24 protein-coding genes are annotated in these 20,266 nt (G+C 47.2%); 4 read left to right on the plus strand and 20 right to left on the minus strand.

The genetic code is table 11. The features are described from left to right. Window positions 1-337: 337 nt before the first annotated feature. The 7 genes from H0Z19_RS07690 to H0Z19_RS07720 form a co-directional block, all read right to left on the minus strand. The gene (locus H0Z19_RS07690; protein ID WP_290725428.1) at window positions 338-607 is read right to left on the minus strand and encodes a hypothetical protein; all 270 of its coding nucleotides are present in this window, start codon (window positions 605-607) and stop codon (window positions 338-340) included. A 184-nt stretch (window positions 608-791) separates the two neighbouring features. Next, the gene (locus H0Z19_RS07695; protein ID WP_290725430.1) at window positions 792-971 is read right to left on the minus strand and encodes a hypothetical protein; all 180 of its coding nucleotides are present in this window, start codon (window positions 969-971) and stop codon (window positions 792-794) included. 86 nt (window positions 972-1,057) lie between these two features. Further along, window positions 1,058-1,582, minus strand: a complete 525-nt coding sequence (locus H0Z19_RS07700; protein WP_290725432.1) for a DUF1254 domain-containing protein — start codon at window positions 1,580-1,582, stop codon at window positions 1,058-1,060. After that, entirely contained in the window at window positions 1,579-2,145 is a 567-nt protein-coding gene (locus H0Z19_RS07705) for a DUF1214 domain-containing protein (protein ID WP_290725433.1), read from the minus strand. The genes H0Z19_RS07700 and H0Z19_RS07705 overlap by 4 nt, the downstream gene beginning before the upstream one ends. 48 nt (window positions 2,146-2,193) lie before the next feature. Further along, entirely contained in the window at window positions 2,194-3,015 is an 822-nt protein-coding gene (locus H0Z19_RS07710) for a PD-(D/E)XK nuclease family protein (RefSeq protein WP_290725434.1), read from the minus strand. A gap of 21 nt (window positions 3,016-3,036) precedes the next feature. Next, window positions 3,037-3,912 (minus strand): UbiA-like polyprenyltransferase, encoded by an 876-nt coding sequence (locus tag H0Z19_RS07715; RefSeq protein ID WP_290725436.1) that lies wholly within the window; start codon window positions 3,910-3,912, stop codon window positions 3,037-3,039. Then, window positions 3,899-6,487, minus strand: a complete 2,589-nt coding sequence (locus H0Z19_RS07720) for an ATP-dependent helicase (protein WP_290725438.1) — start codon at window positions 6,485-6,487, stop codon at window positions 3,899-3,901. Before H0Z19_RS07720 ends, H0Z19_RS07715 begins: the two co-directional genes overlap by 14 nt. Before the next feature lie 36 nt (window positions 6,488-6,523). Here H0Z19_RS07720 and trm14 point away from each other — a divergent pair, with 36 nt between their 5' ends. Continuing rightward, the gene (gene trm14 / locus H0Z19_RS07725; RefSeq protein WP_290725440.1) at window positions 6,524-7,612 is read left to right on the plus strand and encodes a tRNA (guanine(6)-N2)-methyltransferase; all 1,089 of its coding nucleotides are present in this window, start codon (window positions 6,524-6,526) and stop codon (window positions 7,610-7,612) included. A gap of 12 nt (window positions 7,613-7,624) precedes the next feature. Here the strand turns inward: trm14 and H0Z19_RS07730 are convergent, their stop codons facing one another. Both H0Z19_RS07730 and H0Z19_RS07735 read right to left on the minus strand, forming a co-directional pair. After that, window positions 7,625-8,335, minus strand: a complete 711-nt coding sequence (locus H0Z19_RS07730) for a molybdenum cofactor biosynthesis protein MoaE (protein WP_290725442.1) — start codon at window positions 8,333-8,335, stop codon at window positions 7,625-7,627. Beyond that, window positions 8,332-8,859, minus strand: coding sequence for a metallophosphoesterase (locus tag H0Z19_RS07735; RefSeq protein WP_290725444.1), 528 nt, complete (start codon window positions 8,857-8,859; stop codon window positions 8,332-8,334). Before H0Z19_RS07735 ends, H0Z19_RS07730 begins: the two co-directional genes overlap by 4 nt. Window positions 8,860-8,910: 51 nt before the next feature. On the opposite strand from H0Z19_RS07735, the gene H0Z19_RS07740 reads away from it, so the two are divergent. Then, complete coding sequence (locus tag H0Z19_RS07740) at window positions 8,911-9,549, plus strand: Dna2/Cas4 domain-containing protein (protein WP_290725445.1); 639 nt, start codon at window positions 8,911-8,913, stop codon at window positions 9,547-9,549. On the opposite strand, the gene H0Z19_RS07745 is transcribed toward H0Z19_RS07740, so the two are convergent. The 5 genes from H0Z19_RS07745 to sucC form a co-directional block, all read right to left on the minus strand. After that, window positions 9,546-9,824: a transcriptional regulator gene (locus H0Z19_RS07745; protein WP_290725447.1), complete on the minus strand. Its 279-nt coding sequence runs from the start codon at window positions 9,822-9,824 to the stop codon at window positions 9,546-9,548. The genes H0Z19_RS07740 and H0Z19_RS07745 overlap by 4 nt on opposite strands. A 55-nt stretch (window positions 9,825-9,879) precedes the next feature. Further along, window positions 9,880-10,464, minus strand: coding sequence for a hypothetical protein (locus H0Z19_RS07750; protein ID WP_290725450.1), 585 nt, complete (start codon window positions 10,462-10,464; stop codon window positions 9,880-9,882). Between the two features lie 109 nt (window positions 10,465-10,573). Further along, window positions 10,574-11,200 (minus strand): TlyA family rRNA (cytidine-2'-O)-methyltransferase, encoded by a 627-nt coding sequence (locus tag H0Z19_RS07755; protein ID WP_290725452.1) that lies wholly within the window; start codon window positions 11,198-11,200, stop codon window positions 10,574-10,576. After that, a complete protein-coding gene (gene sucD / locus H0Z19_RS07760) occupies window positions 11,197-12,060 on the minus strand; it encodes a succinate--CoA ligase subunit alpha (RefSeq protein WP_290725454.1) in 864 nt (287 codons plus the stop codon). The genes H0Z19_RS07755 and sucD overlap by 4 nt, the downstream gene beginning before the upstream one ends. Before the next feature lies 1 nt (window position 12,061). Further along, on the minus strand, window positions 12,062-13,207 hold the full coding sequence (gene sucC, locus H0Z19_RS07765; protein ID WP_290725456.1) for an ADP-forming succinate--CoA ligase subunit beta: 1,146 nt from the start codon (window positions 13,205-13,207) through the stop codon (window positions 12,062-12,064). A 95-nt stretch (window positions 13,208-13,302) separates the two neighbouring features. On the opposite strand from sucC, the gene H0Z19_RS07770 reads away from it, so the two are divergent. Together H0Z19_RS07770 and H0Z19_RS07775 are read left to right on the plus strand one after the other, a co-directional pair. Beyond that, window positions 13,303-14,136, plus strand: coding sequence for a triphosphoribosyl-dephospho-CoA synthase (locus H0Z19_RS07770; protein WP_290725459.1), 834 nt, complete (start codon window positions 13,303-13,305; stop codon window positions 14,134-14,136). Continuing rightward, complete coding sequence (locus tag H0Z19_RS07775) at window positions 14,133-14,702, plus strand: DUF447 domain-containing protein (RefSeq protein ID WP_290725462.1); 570 nt, start codon at window positions 14,133-14,135, stop codon at window positions 14,700-14,702. Before H0Z19_RS07770 ends, H0Z19_RS07775 begins: the two co-directional genes overlap by 4 nt. On the opposite strand, the gene H0Z19_RS07780 is transcribed toward H0Z19_RS07775, so the two are convergent. Genes H0Z19_RS07780 through ndhC form a run of 6 tightly spaced genes read right to left on the minus strand, consistent with a single transcriptional unit; the run spans window position 14,703 to window position 20,263 of the window. Further along, window positions 14,703-15,749, minus strand: coding sequence for a Coenzyme F420 hydrogenase/dehydrogenase, beta subunit C-terminal domain (locus tag H0Z19_RS07780; protein WP_290725464.1), 1,047 nt, complete (start codon window positions 15,747-15,749; stop codon window positions 14,703-14,705). Continuing rightward, window positions 15,746-16,501, minus strand: a complete 756-nt coding sequence (locus H0Z19_RS07785; RefSeq protein WP_290725497.1) for a 4Fe-4S binding protein — start codon at window positions 16,499-16,501, stop codon at window positions 15,746-15,748. The genes H0Z19_RS07780 and H0Z19_RS07785 overlap by 4 nt, the downstream gene beginning before the upstream one ends. Next, window positions 16,498-17,595 (minus strand): NADH-quinone oxidoreductase subunit NuoH, encoded by a 1,098-nt coding sequence (gene nuoH, locus H0Z19_RS07790; RefSeq protein ID WP_290725466.1) that lies wholly within the window; start codon window positions 17,593-17,595, stop codon window positions 16,498-16,500. The genes H0Z19_RS07785 and nuoH overlap by 4 nt, the downstream gene beginning before the upstream one ends. Before the next feature lie 10 nt (window positions 17,596-17,605). Next, complete coding sequence (locus H0Z19_RS07795; RefSeq protein ID WP_290725469.1) at window positions 17,606-18,838, minus strand: NADH-quinone oxidoreductase subunit D; 1,233 nt, start codon at window positions 18,836-18,838, stop codon at window positions 17,606-17,608. A gap of 5 nt (window positions 18,839-18,843) precedes the next feature. Next, entirely contained in the window at window positions 18,844-19,896 is a 1,053-nt protein-coding gene (gene nuoB / locus H0Z19_RS07800; RefSeq protein WP_290725472.1) for an NADH-quinone oxidoreductase subunit NuoB, read from the minus strand. After that, window positions 19,889-20,263, minus strand: coding sequence for an NADH-quinone oxidoreductase subunit A (gene ndhC / locus H0Z19_RS07805; RefSeq protein ID WP_290725475.1), 375 nt, complete (start codon window positions 20,261-20,263; stop codon window positions 19,889-19,891). The genes nuoB and ndhC overlap by 8 nt, the downstream gene beginning before the upstream one ends. Window positions 20,264-20,266 lie beyond the last annotated feature (3 nt).

Consider the following 20,266-nt stretch of genomic DNA (forward strand, 5'->3'; position numbering starts at 1 on the left):
CATATTTTAGTGTTATGTTTTAGATTTATAGGTTTTGGTAATGTGGACATGCCCTCCGTTAAGTACGGAAGTATGGGGCCGACAAAAACGTATGTGTAAAACCCTCTTCTTTCAACTCCTTTAAAGCTTCCAATCTCGCCTTTGAGCTTGGAGAAAATGGCTCGAACACTTTTTAATATCCTCTTCCAGCGTTGTTATCGTATGACCCAACTCTATGCCTTTGAAGCGGTTAAACAAGTCAGCATCTCTTGTGATTAAATCGGATTTTGTCAGAATAGACAGCTTTAAATTTTGGTTCAGGTTTTGAAGAACCTTTCTTGTCAACTTGTATTTTCTCTCAATCGGTTGATAGTCCTCGCCTGTGCATAATACTGCTACTCCTTCTTTGTTCCTTGCTTTCCTTAACAGCCAGTTCCGGAGCATTTATTTTTATATCAACAAATTCTCCCCAATTTTCTTTTTGTTTTCTCCATCGACAAAGAAATTTCAGGTAGCAATAGATGCATCCATGTATGCAACCACGATAATAGTTAATGCCCCAATCCGCTCCCGGAATTCTGGTTTCGTGGAATATCTTCCTTGCTTTTATCTCGTATATCTCAACCATACCCAATCCCACGAGACTAATTTGCTTAAAGCTTTCTGACAGGCGCTTCTTAGTCTCTCCTCCACTTCATCGCTCGAACTCTCGTTCCCATTATTTTGTATTTAAATTTAGCTTTAGTTTTGGCAGAAGTCTGACCACGGCTCTTGGTTAGGTATAGAAATAGGTTGCATGCAAAAAAATAAAATCAGGATAAAAACCGTTTAAGAATTTTCAACGCCACCTCAGTCTCCTCGTCAAGCTGCTCCTGCAGAAATACGTGTCTCAAAACAACCCTTGCGAGATACTTCTCCACGAGCTCAGCAGTATCAGCATCCAGTCGACCAGGATCGTAGCTTTCAACAACTTCAGCTATCAGACCCTTCAAACTCCTCGACCTCCTCCGATGATACCTCTTTCAGAATTTTCAAACTCACAATCCAAGCTCCCGACATCATAAAAATAATTTGACATCTAATCAAATAAATATGTTTCGGTTTGCTCGCATTTCCACTGCTGTCTTAAAGCGTCAAGTTCTGGAATTACGTTTTTGTCGGGAATAAAGGTTCTGAACAGGATTAGACCGTGTTCGTCCTCCGCTCTGACGACAATGGCACCTTTAATGTCAGCATCTCCTTTGACGAGCAGAATCCTTGCCACATCCTTTACATCTCTGTCGTTAATCGTAAAAAAGTTGTTCGTTAGGGAATCGTAGAAGGATACAGACCAGTAGGTGTTCTCAGGAACTTTTGCCTCAATCAGCAACGGTTTTTCGGAGATATCATAGATGCAGAAGGAGTAGAGAAGGTTTGGGCCTGGAAGAACAACCTTTCTGTAGCTTGAGTTGATGGGCGGTACGTGGTAGATTTTGTTCTCCTCGTAGCCTGCAGAGGTTGTTGTGTAGAAGTAGAGAACCATTATCAGCTTGGGAAAGATTGCAACAAATGCTACATGAGCAATAATAGCTGAAATTGCAAATGCGACGATGTATTTCTTCATCTGCACCCCTCCAGAATTATTTTCGGAAGCTCAATTGATTGTGGGCTCTCGTAAACCGTTTTGTCAGGATTGTAGAGTCTCAGGACAAGAATGAAGTTCCCCTCACCCCTTAGCGGAATCCAGTTGCCATCCTGATACTTCTGGGAGAGCTTTACGACCCATTTCCCGTCGTCCCACCTCACACTCTCGCTGGTTACGGCGTAGATATCGTATTCATTGGGAATCAGGAAGAGGTCTGAACCGTAAACGGTAATGCTCCACCATCTTGCCGGAAGCTTTCCACCCTCAATCCTGTAGTCGCAGTGAAGCCTTAGTGGATTAAAGTTGCTGTCGGTATAGGCAATAAAGTAAACTGCTTCAGATTTATTGAGGGCAAAGAGTGCATTAAGGGCAATTGCGGCTCTTGTGTAGATGTCTGCCTTCTCTGAACCAGCCAGAAGATTCGTTTCCCAGGCGCCATTTTTCACGGTGAAAAATTCGGCTATGTAATCTACAGTGTAATACGCTGAAACAATTCCAAAAGTTATGCCAGCGAGCACACTTAGCAGTAACCACTTCTTCACAGTCTTTAATGGGATTGAATCTTTATAAATATTGCTGACAAATTTTGCTCAGAAACAGTACATTCTCACCTCGCAGAACTTGCACTTCCATTTATCCTTGGTCTTTAACGCCTCCCTCTCCCCTGCCCAGTACTCCCTCGAAAACTGCAGAATTTTCTCGATTTCTTCCTTTCTGGCTCTGACTTTAACTTCACCTATTTTATCACCGCTTTTCTGACTCTCGTAAACAATGACGACCTCCTCATCTAGTTCGGGAATCAGAGAGAATTTGGAGTCAAGGGTTTTCAGCAGAGCCCTTACACTCCTTTCTCCAATTCCTACAAGCTGAGAATACTCTCTGCTGATAATCGCCCTCTCTCCGAGATTGTAAGCCTTTCTTACGTTCCTGCTGACCTTCTGTTTCCTTGCCTCATCGAGCAACAGATGGTAGAGCAATCCCTGAACTCTGTGGGAGTCGTTAGCCGGTATACTTTCTTTAACCCTCGTTTTTCTCTCAATCACCTGAGTCCTGCCACGCCTTTCCCTGATCTCGTCAATGGAGCCGCTTATGTACCACCTCCAGCCATCACCGTCAACTTTTGCGACGAGGAAAATCTCCCTTCCAACTCCAGAAGTCAAAAAGTTATCAATGGAGATATTTGTAAAGTGTATCTGACCACCCAACCAGTCAACGAAGTTTTCGGGCCTTGGCAAATTTGCCCTTCCAGAAATCTCGTCGTGGATTCTCTTTCCCCTCTGCACAAGTGCACCTGATGGCTTGATACCATAAAGAAGCTTCAGTTCAACTCCCCTCTCGCACCAGAACTGCTCGGCAATCTTACCCGCAGAAATCACTCTCTTGTGTTTCCTCTTCAGGCGAGAGAGCTTCACTTATCTATGTGACAGCAAGGATTAAAGTAGTTTTCCAAAAATTGCTTCCGCAAAAATCGCTGCGAGAAGTGTGGAACTGACTATTGCATTCACATAAAAAAAGGCAACCTGAATTTTAGCCTCATCATATCCATCTCTGACAATAAAATGCTCGTAGAAGAGCAGTATAGCAATAACGGGAAGAAAGAGCTTTGCAAGCTGGGCTTTATGAATGTGCAGGGCAAGGGCGGTGAGGGAGAAGAAAACGATGTGGTTTAACCTCGAAACCCACAGAGCGGCTTTAACACCAAAATGCGCTCCAACAGAGTGAAGATTGTGTTTGCGGTCGAATTCAACATCCTGCAAGCCGTAAATCATATCAAACCCAGCAACCCAGAACATGACTGCTATTCCGAGCAGTGTTGGGACGAGTTCGCTGCCAAAAACATCGATGGAATTTGTTACGGCAATCCACCCGCCAAGCGGGGCGAAGGCGAGGTTGAGGCCGAGAACGTAGTGGCAGAGGCAGGTGAAGCGCTTTAAGTAGGGATAAACGTAGGCAGTTATTGCCGGAATGGGAGAGAGCATGAAAGCCGTGCTATTTATCAGGGCAGCGGAGACGAAGTAAATGGCAAGAGATAGGGCTGCGATGGCGTAAGCTTCCCTGAGGCTGATTAGGCCAGCAGGCAGATGCCTCATAGCTGTTCTTGGATTCTTCGCGTCTATTTCTCTGTCGATGATTCTGTTGAAGGTCATCGCTGCAGTCCTCAATCCGGTGAAGGCTGTCAAAATCAAAAAAGCCAGTCCGAGGTCAATCAGGCCTTTAGCGGCAAGAAACGCTCCGGCGTAGGCAAAAGGTAAGGCAAACAAAGTGTGCTCAATCTTTATGAAGTCGAGGTACATCTTAATTCGCCGCATTCTGTATCACGCTCATTACCTTCTCGTGAAGCTCCTTCAGAACTTTCCTTCTGTCCTCCATCAAAACAACATCCTGCTCGCCGAGCAGATACATGTTGAAGGCGAAGGGGCTTGGATAAGGCGTTCTGACTATTACCAGCTCCATCTCCTTCCCGACCTTCGACAGAAAATCGAGTGCATCATCTATGTTCATCGCGTCCTCCATAATCTCCCTGTATGTCTCTCTCAGCACTGGAAAGTCGGGATAGTAGCGCTTTAAAAAGCTTAAAATTGAGTCTGCGGAAAACTGCTGTCTCCATACGCTCTTCTCCCTCCCCAAGTAGTTTCTCAGAATCATCAGACTTCTCACAGCCACGTGTCTGAACCTTCTCCTCAGAATTTCCGTTCTATCCAAAGCCTTTCTGAGATGATTTTCGAACTCTGGAATGACGAAGAGCCCTTCAATCTCGGCATCGTTCAGCCTTTTGTGAGGCGGCAGAATTAGAACGAAGCCGTTGTCGTTTATCCCCATCTGAACGTTGCAGTTCTTGATTAGTCCTGCTCTGTAGGCGAAAACTCTCGCTATCGCGCTGTTGGCCCTTCTTCCGATAAGCGTGTGGAAGAAGTAGTAATTTCTGTCATCCTCATACTTTTCCACCACCAGCTTTCTGTCCGTAGGAATCTCGCTGAATAGCTTCTGCTCCATGAAGTAGCGGTATATGGCGTTGGCGGCGTTTCTTTCGATGTCATAATCCCTCATCAGAGTCTCAATGATTTCTTCTCTGTCCTTCTTCTCCAGAATTTCCTCCATCCAACCCCTGAACTTCCTTATCCTCTCGGCCAGATCGTAGCTCAAAGGCAACTGCTCGCTGAACCAGCTCGGAACTGTTGGCTTCTCTCCCTCAACCTCCTCGACAATCAGACTCATCCCCTTGGCCTTCAGAAACTTGAAGGTTTTACCTGCAAGGACAAAGATGTCACCAGGCAGTAAGTTTTCAGCAAACTCCTCCTCTACCTTCCCCACCCTCTTCCCATCTTTCGTGAGAACCTTAACCGCAACCTCATCCGGAATTGTTCCGGTGTTGAGGTAGTAAATCGGTCTTATCATCTTCCCTCTTCTTCCGAAAACACCCTCTTTCTCATCGAACCAGATTTTAGCGTAAACCTTCTTTTTCTCCAGCTCTGAGAAATTGCCTGAAAGATATCTCAAAACCGAGAGGAACTCCTCCCTCGTCAGATCTCTGTATGGATAAGCGTTCCTAATTAAGGCAAGAGCTTCATCAACGCTCCAAACCTTCTCGATAGCCATTCCAACGACGTGTTGGCACAGAACGTCGAGGCACTTCTTTGGCATTCTGACTCTGTCAAGCCTTCTCTCCCTCGCCTCCTTTGCCAGAACTGTGCACTCCACGAGGTCATCCTGGTCGACGACGACTATTCTACCCACACTTACCTCGTGCAACCTGTGTCCGCTCCTGCCAATCCTCTGCAGGGCTCTGTTTATGCTCTTCGGCGAGCCCAGCAGTATGACGAGGTCGATGTAACCTATGTCTATCCCAAGCTCAAGGCTTGTTGAGGAAACGACACACCTCAACTTTCCGCTCTTTAGCTCGTTCTCAACCTCAAGCCTTACTTCCTTTGACAGAGAGCTGTGGTGAGCCTTTATGGGGAAATCCTTTAGCCTCTTCTTGAGGTGGTAAACAACCCTCTCCGTCGCGCTTCTAGTGTTTGTGAAAATCAAGGTCGTTTTCGAGCTTTTTACGTACTCTGCAAGCAGGTCGTAGAGTCTGTCGCTGATTTCCTCAGCGCTCGCAGAGAAGAAATCGCTTATAGGGGAGACGACCTTTATGTCCATTGGCTTTTCGAAGGTCACATCCGCTATGACACAATCTCTCTCCTCTCCGTAGTTGTATCCCACAAGAAACCTCGCTATTTCTTCAAGGGGGGATATTGTGGCTGACAGACCTATTCTGACCATCTCCCCCTCCTGAATCCTCTGAAGCCTCTCAATGGAGAGGGAAAGATGAACACCTCTTTTGTTTTCCGCTATCGCATGGATCTCATCTACAATCAGAAATCTCACATTTGTGAGTGACTTGCTGAACTTGGGGCTGCAGAGGACAATTGCGAGAGTTTCGGGAGTCGTTATGAGGATGTGTGGGGGCTTCCTCATCTGCCTCTGTTTCTCAGATGCATCAGTGTCGCCAGTTCTTACTGCAACCCTGATTTTCTTCAGCTTGATTCCTTTCTCCTCGGCAAGGGCGTAAATCTCCCCAAGCGGCTCTTCGAGGTTTTTCTGTATGTCGTTGTTCAGAGCCTTGAGAGGGGAGACGTAAACGACGCAAACCCTGTCTTCAAGCTCCCCATTCTCCGCCTTCCCCACAAGCATGCTTATCGCAGCAAGAAATGCTGCGAGAGTTTTTCCGCTCCCGGTTGGAGAGGTGATCAGCACATTTCTGCCTTTGAAAGCCTCAACTATGGCGTATCTCTGGGGAGGAGTAAATTCTGAGTATTTTGACAGGAACCACTCCCTCACTAAGGGGTGCAATGCATTGAGGATTTCCTCGTCACTGTATGGCTTTCCCTGAATTATCACCGAAGAACATATCCGTCGGGAAAGAAAAGTCTTGTCGTGAAATTTTACGCAACTCTCCCACCCGGACTTGAAGATGTTGCAGCAAAAGAGGTCGAGGAGCTTGGGGGAAGGGTTGAGGAGATAAGACAGGAAAAAGGAAGAATCTTCTTTTCGGGAGAGAAAGATATAATTCCAGCCATCAACCACCTTTCAAGGACTCTTGAAAGGTTGAACCTTCTCCTCCTCAGGTGCAGTGTTGAGACGCTTGACGACATTTACAGAGAGGTGAAGAGTCTCGACTTCAGCTTTATTAAGGGAAAGAGCTTCGCGGTGAGGAGTCTTCGGGTTGGCGAGCACGATTTCACGTCAATGGACATCGCGAGGGTTGCGGGACAGGCTGTAATCGACAGCTTCATGGAGAGCCATGGAGAGAGGCTCAGGGTGAACTTAAGCGAACCAGATGTGATTCTTAGAGTAGAGCTTGTAGAAAACGAGCTCTTCGTCGGAGTTGACACTACAGGTGATGATGCGATGCACAAGCGGTGGTGGAGAGTTTACAACCACCCTGCCCACCTCAACGCTGCAACAGCCTGCGGTATGATCAGGCTGGCTGAGTGGAAATTTGATGAATCTTTGATTGACCCGATGTGCGGAAGCGGGACGATTCCAATTGAAGCTGCTCTAATGGCGAGGAACGTTCCGAACAAGAGGGAGTTTGCATACCAGAAACTCTGCAAAAAAGACTTTGAGTGGGAAGAAAAGAATGTCAGGCTAAAGCTGTTTGGAATTGAGAAGTTCAGGAAGCATCTTGAAGGGGCATTGAATAACGCCGAAAATGCTGGCGTTCTCGACACGATAACCTTCATGCAGGGAGATGCGACGGAGATGTCTGGAGAGTACGACGTGATAATAACCAACCCACCGTACGGGCTCAGGATACACAGAAAGGGGGCGATTGAAAGGCTGTATCGCGATTTCGCAATTGCAGCGAGGAAATGCATGAATCAGGATTCGAGGCTCGTTATCATCACCGCAGAATACAAACTTCTTGCCAGAGCTGCAGAAGAAGCTGGACTGCAGTGCACTCACGAGAGGTTTGTCAGATATGGGGGGCTTTTGACGAAAATTATGGTGTTTAAAGTATAATCCACTTAAGCCTTAATCTCTCCTCTCAACATCGTGAACCCAAACTTCGCCGTCCTCGTAAACCTCCTTCTTCCAAATCGGAAGCTCTTTCTTCATCAGTTCCACAGCCTCCTTCAAAGGCTCCCAGATGTCCTTTCTGTGCTCCCCCATAACTGTAATGTAAACGATGTCCTCTCCGGGCATCAGAACTCCCCTCTTGTGGTAAATTCTCGCATTCACAATTCCCGGCATTTGCTTTATTCTCTCCTCAATTTCCCTTACCTTCTCATTCAGCATTTCGTCATAAGCCTCATACTCAAGTCTGCTTACCGTCTTGCCTTCTGACTCCTTCCTGACGAAACCAACGAAGATTCCCATTGCTCCACATCTCTCAACTCCCTCAACGCACTTCGTTTTAATAACCAAAGATTTCAGGGACTCTATCTCCGGAGCCTTTTCAACTTCCTCAACAGTTTTTACTTTCGGAATCTTGAAACCGAGTCCCTTCTCAAGGCCCTCAAGCTCAAGTTCAAAGCCGAGCATTGCTGCATATTCAAAACCCAGGTCTGCGAGAGTTTCCAGCGCATCCCTGATATTTTTTGGCCCGGCGGTCATTCTAAGGGATCTTCCAATGAACGCACAGCACTCTTCCTCTCCATCACCTTTTCTTACTTCAACCACCCTTCCTTTCTCACTCAGCTTACCTTTCAACTCACCCCAGTTCTCAGGAACGAAAACCTTCATCCGCACCCCTCCAGCTTTTCGTAAACATCCATACCGCAGAAAAGCGGCTGAACGACATGATACTTAACATCAACCTTGCTTCCGTCCACAACAATCTCCGCACAGCTCGCAACAGACATTCTCGGCTGTGTGGGACTGCCGGGACACACCAGAAGCTTCCCTCTAACTTCTTCAAGAACAAACCGGTGCAAATGCCCGAAAATCAGAACATCAACACCAAGCTCCATTGCCTTGTAGCCGAGGTCGTGAAACTGGTTGATGAAGTTCCCTTTGTGAACCAGCCCAAACCTCACACCTTCAACCTCAAAGGTAAGCTCCTCTTCAAGCTCTTTCTTTATAGCCTCATCATCGCTGTTTCCGGCCACAGCGTAAAGCTCGTACTCGGAGAATTTTTTGTAAACATCATAACTTTCAAAATCCCCTGCATGCACTACAAAGTCGGCATTTTCCATCAACTTCAGAAGCTTTTCCGGGAGTTTCCATTCTTTCAGGTGAGTGTCTGCCACAGCAATAATCTTTTTCATTAATTTAAGTTTTAGGAAAAAGGTTTAAAATGTTGATGTCAATGCCTTGCCATGATTAAGCTCAGCCACCTCACGAGCTACATCACTTGCCCTAGGCTGTGTTACTTCCGAATCCATGATGGCGATGAGAGCTTCACTGAATTTGCGGCAATAAGGGAAATATATCTCTCCATGAGGCAGGGATTCGATCTCGACTGGGCGAGGAAAAGGGCAAGGGCACTTCATAAAGCATTTGATGATATTGTTTTTGATTCTGCAGCAAGAAAATTCGTTTATCCTCAAATCGATTGCAAAACCGTCGATATCGATATCGTGTTAAAATCCGAATCGCTTGGTCTTCTGGTCAGCGTAGAGGAGATAGTCGAGTGTAACGGGGAGGCAGTTCCTCTGTTTATTTCCTTAAATCCACCTGAAAAAGGTGTCTGGATGAGGGATATGATCAAAGCTGGTGCTGCCTCAATAGCGGGAAATTACAGCAACGCGTTGATCTATTACGCCTACACTGGCGATGTCAGAAGGGTAGAGGTAACCTTCAGCCTCAGGAGAAAGGTTATCAAGCTTATCGAACGAGTGAAGCTTATACAGAGAGGGTTTCTCCCTGAAAGAAGGGAGAGCAGGTACTGCGACTACTGCAGCTTCAGTGAGGAGTGTGAGAGGAAATCCGAGACATTTGCATCGAAGTTCCTTTAATCTATAAAAAACCTCGCATCCTCAATCCACTGGCTCTTGCACCTCGGACACTTTGTAGGATTTGGCCTGTCGAACTCGACGCCGCACTTTCTGCATCTCGGAGGCTGCATCACAAGTCTCTTACCCTTCCTCTTCAAGATTCTGCTCGCTTTGATTAGGGCTGAATATACCTCTTTCTCCCTTGAGGGTTCAAGATTTAGGGCGGTGCAGATTTCCCTTGCCGTGAGACCTTCCTGCTTTTCAAGCAGGGAGATGACATCCTCTACAAGTGCCATATGAAATTGCACTCAACAAGATGTAAAAAATAGTATCAAAAAACTAAAAACTTAGTTATGAAGAATTTAACGCATCCGGTATGGCTTTGAACAGCTCCATCGTGAACTTTATGTTATCAGTTATCGTGTTCGCCAGAGCTTCAGCGTAAGCCTCAACAAGTGGCACTTTCGCTCCCGTTGAGTTCGTGGTTGTTATCGATTTGTTTTGCAAAGCCTTGACCTGGTAGTTCAACAGTGCCGCAAGCCCCTGAGTACCCTCAACGTCGCCAAAGACGACAGATGTGTTGGTCGCCATCATTCTTATGGACTCGCTGATATTAGTTCTCTGTGAGGTCAGATTATTACTGTCGGCAAGTGTTTCAAGGACTTCAGCCGTTACCTGGTTGTTCCATCCGGAGACAAGAACTCCTCCGTAAACCAATCCCCACAGATTCTGGAACAGATTTGAGTTCTGCTCGGTGTCATTGACCTCATAAAGCAAATGCAGGAACTTGGCTCCAAGATCGAGATTCGAAACTGTATTCTTTATGAATGCCGCTGCGAACTGTGTTCCATTCATGTTAAAGTCATTACTTCCTGCCATTGCTGGTGTGGTAACCAGCATTATTGTCAGCACCAGTCCCACAACATACCCCTTCATGACACTACCTCCTTTAGCGACAACAAAATTCGAGAAACTTCTATGTATTTAAATTTTTCGTAATTAATCAATAATAATGTCGTCAATAATGATAGTTATGAGAAGAAACTTAACGACGAAGCAAATAGTAACTTTCTTTCCGGTCTTGAGAAGTAAAGCTATCAAGCACTTCCATCTCGCCAAAATCCGGCCTCTCTCCATCCCCCTCCTTGTGAACAAACAGCACGATACCTTCTCTTTTCAGCTTCGAAAGAAATCTTCGCATTGCATGAAATGACGCGGTGAAGGGGAGGGTTAGGTCGTTCAGGATTATGTCAATCTCCGGCAGAAGTGAGAGGTCGAAAGTGAACGCGTCGGCGATGAAAACCTTCACGTTCGTCCTTTGCCTCTCAATCTCCCTCAGTTGCTCCTCGAACTCCCTGCTATACTCTATGCCGTAAACCATTTTGGCTTTCTCACTCGCGTAAAGCAAAAATCCTCCAGCCGAGCTTCCGAGGTCCAGAACAACCTCTTTTCCGGAAAAAAGGTTAAAGTGTTCGTCAATCTCCTTGAGCTTCCAGTATCCCCTAGGCCTTTCCGGCTGGAGGACTTCTATTTCCGACTCAAAATCGACCTCCTTAGAAGGTTTTGTTACTTTTTTCCCGTCAACTAAGACGAAGCCCCGCTTTATAGCCTCCTTCGCTCTGCTCCTCGATGTGAAAATGCCCTTTTTTACCAGTAGTACGTCGAGCCTCATAGGATTTCTGCGACAACCTCAGCAACCTCCATCGGTGTCTTTCCAACTCTTGCTCCCGCTGACTCAAGAGCTTTAATCTTTGACTCCGCCGTGCCTTCACCGCCCTCAATTATCGCTCCCGCATGGCCCATCCTCTTGCCTGGAGGTGCTGTTAGGCCCGCAACATATCCAACAACCGGCTTCGACATTTTCTCGATGAATTTAGCGGCTGTTTCCTCATCTCTCCCTCCAATTTCACCCACAAGCACCACTGCTTCGGTCTCATCGTCTTCCTCGAACCTTCTGAGAACTTCAACGAAGTCCGTTCCTATTATTCTGTCCCCACCTATTCCGACAACCGTTGACTGCCCTATGCCTAGCTTGGTAAGGTTGTAGGCAATCTGGTAAGTAAGAGTGCCACTCCTCGAAACTATCCCCACACCTCCTGGCTTGAAGATTTGAGCGGGCATGATTCCGAGATGAGTTTTGCCCGGACTTATGATTCCCGGACAGTTGGGGCCAATGAGCGTTGCCCCGGCCTCCTTAACCCTCCAGTACATCCTCAACTCGTCGTGAACGGGAATACCTTCAGTTATACAGACGATTACCTCAACTCCTGCTTCAGCAGCCTCCATCACGGCATCCGCTGCAAAGGGTGCGGGAACGAAGATTACGGAAGCATTTGCGTCTGTCTCACTGACAGCCTCCTTCACGGTGTCGAATACAGGCACGCCGAGAACCTCCGTCCCGCCCTTACCGGGAGTTACTCCCGCAACGATTTTTGTGCCGTAATTGAGCATCCTTTCAGTATGGAACCTTCCCTGATAGCCCGTTATTCCCTGCACCACAACCTTTGTGTTCTCATCAACAATTATCGCCATGCTATCTCCCCTCCTCTGCAAGCTTTACAGCTTTTTCAGCTCCCTCCTCCATTGTCTCGACTATGTGGAAGTTCGGCCTGTCTTTTGCAAACTTCTCCATGATTTTTCTCCCCTCCTCCTCGTTTGTTCCGGCAAGTCTCACAACAACAGGAATTGAAACCTCGCCTAATGCTTCAACCAACCCTCTCGCGACTTCATCGCACCTCGTAATTCCGCCGAATATGTTGATGAAAACAACCCTGACGTTATCATCGCTTAAAATGAGGTTCATCGCCTCCCTCACGACTTCAGCTGAAGCGCCACCCCCTATGTCGAGGAAGTTCGCCGGCTTCCCGCCATATATGTAAATCAGATCCATGGTCGCCATGGCCATTCCGGCTCCGTTTGCCATTACACCAACATTACCGTCAAGTTTGACGTAATTCAGCCCCTTTTCCATTGCAATTCTCTCCATCTGGTCCGCTTCGGTGTAATCCCTTAGCCCCTCCAAGTCTCTGTGTCTGAAAAGAGCGCTGTCGTCGATGTTAAGCCTCGCATCTGCAGCGAAAATGCCTTCAGGCGTGACAACCAGAGGGTTTATTTCAACGAGTTCAGCCTCATAGTGTACCATAATCCTGTATAGAGTTTTCAGAATTGACGTAACTTCTTTCCAGTATTCTCTCGGCATCTCAGAGTTAAGGAGGAGTTCTCTTATCTGGTAGTCCCACAAACCCCATTTCGGGTTTACTGTAACTTTTGCAATTTTTTCGGGATGCTTCTCCGCAATTTCCTCAATGTCCATACCTCCTACCGAACTTAGAATTGCCGCAACACCTTTGTTCGCTCGATCAAGGGTAAAGCCTGCGTACATCTCGCGCTGTATGTCCATCATCTCCTCAACGTAAATTTTCTCAACCACATGACCTTTCAAAACAGAGCCCAACATTTCATTTGCTTTTTCAGCAGCCTCATCTACGCTGTATGCCTTCTTTATCCCACCAGCCTTTCCTCTCCCTCCCACAAGAACCTGGGATTTCAGAACCACTTTTCCTCCAAGCTTTTCCGCAATTTTCCTGACTTCTTCAACAGTAGTTGCAAGTTCCCCTCTTGGTATTTTGATTCCATGCTTTGAAAAAATCTGCTTCGCCTGATACTCGTGAAGTCTCATGTTTTAATGTTGCGAACTGGTAAATTAATTTTAGGTTTTTTTGACGTCGTAGTCTGGAGAGAAAATAATTTTTGGTGTGGGGAAAAAGGTTGACCATGCTCAAAAGTCCGATTGAGGCAGCAGTCGCAGCATGCCTTTCTCTGCTCCTTGAGGTCTCCGGAAATCCGAAAGCGGGTAATGTTGACAGGGAGCATGACTTCAAAGACCTGAGATTCGAGCACTTCCTCGCTTCAGCAGCCGGTGCTTTTCCGGCATTTCTCGAAGTTGCGGAAAAAAGGAGGATTGGTGACGGCGTGTTGATGGCTATAAAAGAGAGCATGAAGTGGCATAAGGCAGAGAACGTTCATTTTGGAGCATTCCTTCTCCTAGTCCCGCTTGTCGCTTCATGGGATGCAGGAGATATGGCTGATATTGCTGAAAGAGCCAGGGAGAGACTTAAAAATACTGGTTACGAGGACAGTTTAAGCGTTTTAAACGCTTTCAGACTATGCAACGCGAGGGTTGTTGAAGCTGAGGAGCTTAACCTGAGAGACGAAGAAACGGAGAGGGAGATAGTGCAGAAAGGTATAAACCTCTACGATTGGATGAAGATGGCTCCTGAAGAAAACCTGATTGCCAGAGAGCTTGTTGGTGGTTACGGAATCAGCGTCGAAGGGGCAGAGTTCATTTTGAACTTCGAAAAAACAGAAAAGGCTGTTATAGAGCTCTACTACTACCTTCTTTCAAAGTATCCTGACCCGCTCATCATTGCCAAATTGGGGAGAGAGTATGCTGAGAAAATCACTGAATGGGCAAAAAAGGCCAAAACGGATGATGAGAGGAGAGAGCTCGACGAAAAGCTGCTTAAAGATGGTGCGAATCCAGGAACTATTGCTGACTTAACGGCATCATCCATTTACCTCGCTCTTGCGGAGGGGTGGAGGATATGAAGCTGCAGGATTGTGGATTTACAGATGGAATTAACGAAATCATAGCAATAACCGAGAACGAGGATGGTAGCTGGAACACCGCACCGATAGGCATTATCGTTGAAAATTCTGATTCGAGTACGGCAAGGGCTAAGCTTTACAGAAACAGAACCAGAGCGAACCTTGAAAGAAAAGGAGCACTCTTCGCCAACATAATAGATGACCCAATTGTCTTTGCCACATCATCGTTCGGAAACTTGAGCGAGGAGTTCTTTGCCTCCCTCAACCCCCCAATCATAAAAGGCTCAATGGCGTGGTGCAGATTCAAAGCTGAAATAAAGGGTGGAGTTGCTGTGTTAAAACTCACGGATGGTGGTGTTATTGGGGGAAGAGTTAGAGCTGTGAACAGAGGGTTTAACGCGGTAATAGAGGCTCTCGTTCATGCCACCAGATACGTGGCTATAAAGGATGCGGAGAAAAGAAAGGAGCTTTTAAAGAAAATCCACTATTACAAAGAGATTACCGAAAAATGTGGCAGCGAGAGGGAAAAAAAGGCTTTTGAAATAATAATGGGAAAAATTGCTTAGCTATTCCTCTGACTTCTCTTCCTTTTTCTTTGGCGGCCAGGGGTGTATCTTTATCTTGTGGTCGCAGAGCTTCTGCACTACTTCTAGCTTTGGCTCCTTGAACTCAGCATAATCCTTTTCCCTGATGTAGTCCAAGACGCTCTTTGCGACCTCTGTCCTTACCATCACGGTCGAGAATCCGTTTGCGCTTCCAACACTCCCAACGCTGACATCGCTGTCAACTGCAGCAAAATCCTGACAGACTTTACATCCTGAGGGGATTATCTCTTCAAAATCCTTGACGGGAATTCTCACCTTACTGCCATCCTTCATTTCAACGATGAACTTCCCTTTCTTGATGTCCGTCTTAACGGCGTTCCTTAAATCCGCATTTGCTTTCTCCAACAAAAAGTTGTAGAGGTCGTGATGGTAGAAGTTCTCTGTGCAGAAGAGGCCTATTGCAAGCTTAACCCTCTCGAACTTCTTGAATGCCTGCTGCATCTTTCTCACTGCCGTAACCATGCAGGGAGTGCCGACGAATCCTACAGCTTCCGACTTTAGCACTGCATCCTTCAAAGCTGGCAGAACGTCAGCGTAGCTGTACTTCGTTCCGGTGATTTTGCGGTCGTAGAGCTGCTCAGGTGTTTTTATCGTAACAACCCTCGTCCTCCAGTTCGAGTCTCTCGCAACAAAAATCGCTCTCTCAATTAAACCCATCTCAAGGGCTGATGCGGTGAACTCGGTAACCATCGCCCCGTCCTGACCGACAAACCTCTTTGACCTCGCGGCAGTAACCTCAATGTACTCACCAAGTCCGTTTTTCGGCGTGTAGTCCCATCTCGGGCATACTTTGACGCAAGCTCCGCAATCAACACACTCCTTAATCCAATTGGGAAAATCGATTGGAGCATCGCCTGCAGTTATTCCATTAACCGGACACACTGAGGCGCATGCGGCGCAGTGACAGCAAAGGCCAGCGTCGATAACCTCTACCTTCAGGTTGCCGAAGTACTTTTTCTTGTGCTTCTTCTCCGGAAGGGCGAACTGCCACTCCCTCGTTATCATCATTCTCCCACCTCTTCAAGCGTGAGAATCTGCATCGGACACTGTCTCACGCACAATCCGCATCCTGTGCAGAGGTCTGTTTGTATTTGAAGAATGCACCCCGTTCCGGTAACCTCCTCATCAATCGAGACCTCACACTTTTCGACTTTAATTGCATTTTGCGGGCAAACGTTGGCACAGAGCCTGCAACCCAGGCAGCTTTCTGGTTCGGTGCATGCGGCCTTCCTTTCCTTCACTTTAACGGGTTTCGGCGGAACTTCAAGTCTGTCGAGTTCTTTCTTCCTGACCAGCTTCCAGACGTTGCGGTCAACGTAGTATTCAACGGTCTGCTTCTCTTCCCTGACAATTTCCGGAACTTTGGTAATCTGCTTGGTACTAAGCTTCATCTCATCCATCGACTTGAATGCCACATCGTGAACCTTGCTCGTGTTCAAAGCCCCTGTGGGACAGCTATCAACACAGAAGTGGCAGAAGATGCACTTCGCATAGTCTATGCCAGGATACGCTTTATCGAAGTATTCCATCTGAATAGCATTTGCAGGACAGATTTGAGCGCAGCGGAAACAGCTTATGCACTTCTCCTTATCAAAAACGATGAATCCCCTGAAGCACTCGGGATACTTCCTCCTCTCTCTCGGATACTCCACCGTGACTCTGTCAGGCTTGATGGCCTGCTTTACAGCCTCTCCTATTGCTTCAGCATGCCTCTTGAGGTTCTCAACCGGGTCTGTTTTAACCTTACTCAGCCTGATCATGACAACCACACTCCTAAGGCTCCTCCAACAACCAGCGCTGCAATTGATAGGGCAAGCATTGAAGTCCAGCCAATTCTGAGTGCCTGGTCAAGCCTGTATCTGGCGTAAATTGACCTTACAATGACCAGTATTGAGATCACAACAATCGTCTTGATAAACATCCATAAAGGCCCGTTGAGATCACCGAGCAGTGGACAGTAAAGTCCACTCCAGCCTCCAAGGAACAGTATCGTGAACAGCAGAGTCATAATGTACAGCTTCTCGTAAGCCAGAACCATCACAAGGCCGAAGAGGATTCCTGAGTACTCAACAAATGGGCCGAAGGCAATTTCCTGGTCAGCTTCTGGAATCTCGAAGGGCAGACGGGATGTTGCCATGAGCATCGCAATTATGTAAACTATGAACGCTATCGGATTTAGCAGCGCTCCCGGAATTGCGGACTGCTTCTCCACCGCAACGTAAGCATCACCGCTGCCGTAGAGGAATATCATCGAAATCACGGCAATTATGAACGGAACCTCGTAGGCAAAGTACATGAAAGCTTCTCTAACTGAACCGATGTAGGCAAACCTGCTGTTGGCAGCCCATCCTATTGCAACTATCGTTATTGGGATTAGAGCGATGAAAGTCACGATTAGCTGAATTGAGTAGGGCGTATAGATTCCAACAGCACTACCAGCGGGTATGAACATTATTGGCAGCAGTACAGGAATGAAGGCGAGAATCGGAAGCTGAACGTAGTACGGGCGATGAGCCTCCCTGTGAACAATTGCCTCCTGGAAGAAGTATCTTATACCGTCCGCCAAGGCCTGGATGGCTCCTCTGATAGGTCTTGCGACTTCAAGCGGCCCGACTCTCCACTGGATTCTTGCGGTGAGCTTCCTCTCGTACCATACTACGTAGAGCAGGTAGAGTACTAGAACTCCGAGTCCGGGCATTATTATGACGGCAAAGAAAGGTTTCCAGAGTATTAGGGCAACAAGAACGTTGATTACCGGGATTTTCATGAGGTAATCAACGATTGGAGCTATCAGCGGAATGTCCATCATGTTCGAGCTGAAGGTCTCAAAAAGATAATTGATTATATCCATCATCACAACCACCTCACCTATCCGCCTCCGGCGGGAAGTATCCGAAGCTGCCGTATATGGCCTGCAGGTCAGCCAGCCTCTCTCCCTTCATGGACTCCATGAAACCTCTCAGGTAAAGCCATCCGGGACTGACGATTCTGAGTCTGTATGGCACATTAGACTCCCCATCACTCACTATGCTGAAGACTATAGTCCCTCTCGCTCCCTCAGTCAGCGTGGTGTACTCTCCAGATGGAAGGACTATATTGGAAAGGCTGTCGTAGAAAGAACCTCTGATGTCATTTCCGTTTTCAGCTATCTGCTCACTGATAACTCTTCCTTCTGGCATCTCCTTGATACACTGCCTGATTATGCTCAAACTCTGACCAACTTCGTTAACTCTGACCAGAAATCTTGCGTAACCGTCTCCTGCATCCGAAACTGGCATATCCCACGCAAGGTCGTCGTAAGCCTCGTACGGCTCTACCTTTCTGACATCGTATTCAACACCGCTCGCCCTCAGGAATGGTCCAACAACACCGTACTTTATTGCTTCCTCCTTGCTCAGAACGCCAACATCCTGAAGCCTCGCTATGACCGTGGGATTATTGATGAATATCCTCTCAAACGATTTCAACCTCCTTTCCATTGCTAGAGTCATGTCGTATATCCACTTCAGCGTTGATTCGTCCGCATCCCTCCTCACTCCTCCGGGAATTATGAAGGATGAGGTGAACCTTGCTCCCGTCAGCCTCACGAGAGCCTCACAAATCAGCTCTCTGAGAGCAAAAGGATACATGAAGCCAGTTGTATGGCCGATGAAAACTGCCAGTATTGCCGCATCATAGAGGTGCGTTCCCACTCTCCCAAGTTCAGCGAGCATCGTCCTGATGTACTTTGCCCTCTCAGGAACCTCTACGTCGAGAGCCTCTTCAATTGCCCTCACATATCCGAGGTTAAAGTTGGGAGCGTCCATTATTGCTGGTCTCTCAACGAGAGGAATGTTCTGGATGTAAAGCCTGTTTTCTGCAAGCTTCTCCATCGACCTGTGGACATATCCAGGATCGGGAATAACTTCCTGAATTATGTCTCCTTTAACTCTTACAATCAGCCTCATGTGTCCGCTACCGGGATGCTGTGGACCTACGAGGATCAGAAAGTCGTCGCTCTTGTAGGTATCCTCAACATACTCCGGCGGGATGGGGATGAAGAGAGACCTTAGCTCTTTAGGCGGCTCTACAGGGATGTCAAGCACGTATTCGTCCATGTTCATCACCTCACGTAAACCTCCTCTTCAAGCTTGAAGTCCTTCCTCAGCGGGAACTCTGGAGCATCTGGGGCGAGAAGGAACTTTCTGCCCATCCATGGATTTCCCTCGAAAATCACACCGAAGAAGTCGTACATCTCCCTCTCCATGTAGTCTGCACTCGGAAACATGTTTGCGAGGCTCTTCACCTTCGGATTGTCCCTTGGAATATCTGCAAAGACGTTAACGATAACAGGCATGAGCTCCTTAACACTGTAGCTGGAGAAGTGGTACTCCACGATGAACTTGTCCTCGTTCGGCACGTCAATAACGTTAACGTTCTTAATGTGGTCAAAGCCCATTTCCTTAAGTCTAATCGCAGTTTTAGTAATGCTGTCGCTCTCCACCTTAACAGCTATTCTGTTTTTGCCCGTTATTGTAACAGATTTCGCCTCAATTTTGGCTTTCAGCTCCTCAACCAGCTTCTGGCCAAACTCCCAATCAACCTCCTTTGGTGCGTTCACTATCACCGCCGGTGCTTTCGATATCTTCTTTGGTGGTCTTGGAAGAACTCTCGGCTTCCTGCCAGCCTCCAAGGATATTTCGGGGAAAGTTGCAGAGGTCTTCGCCTCACCTGTTTCTATCTTGAACTGGAGCTGCCTTATTCCCCTCAACAATGCTTCAGGAGTGGGAGGGCAGCCGGGAATGAAGAAATCAACCGGAACAACGTCAGAAGGCTTAACCAGGTGGTAGCCGTTCCAGAAAATTCCACCCTGCAGACCGCAAGCACCCATCACAATTACGAACTTTGGATCTGGCATCTGTTCCCATGTTATCCTCAACACTCTTGCCATCTTTCTTGTGATGGCTCCTTCAACAATTATGAGGTTGGTCTGCCTCGCGATACCGTAGTTGAGGGCACCTATTCTTTCTCCATCGTAACCAGCTGCAAATGCATGAGCGAGTTCGGCACCACAGCATGCAGTGACGAGGTGAACTGGCCATAAGCTCCACTTGGTTCCCCATTTCTTAATAGGACCGAGCGGCCCTCCTCTAACAAATTCAATGAATTCATCCATTGATATCACCTCTCAACCTGGCAATTTCGAGTGAATAGTTGTAAGCGACATGCAGTGCTGGAAGGAGTAGGATGAAGGCGAGGATTGTCAATGCGATTACATCAAGCGTTGGTGTTCCTGAAAGGAGCAGTATGATGACCAGTATAGGTTCAAAGGCCATGAACATTATCATGAACCCTATGTACTGCATCGGCAGTGTCCACTTCTGCAAACCTACCGGTGGGTTACCGGCTTCAAACCTTGAAACCTTTACTTCAGTCGGCCTGTATCTTGGAAGTATCTTGGCCAAAGCCAAGACTGCAATGTCTGTTATCAGCGCGACCGCAATCACGACAACAACAACCAGTGTGTTTTCAAGCATTGCCATGCT

This window comes from Archaeoglobus sp. (genome assembly GCF_017656475.1).
Lineage (GTDB): Archaea > Halobacteriota > Archaeoglobi > Archaeoglobales > Archaeoglobaceae > Archaeoglobus.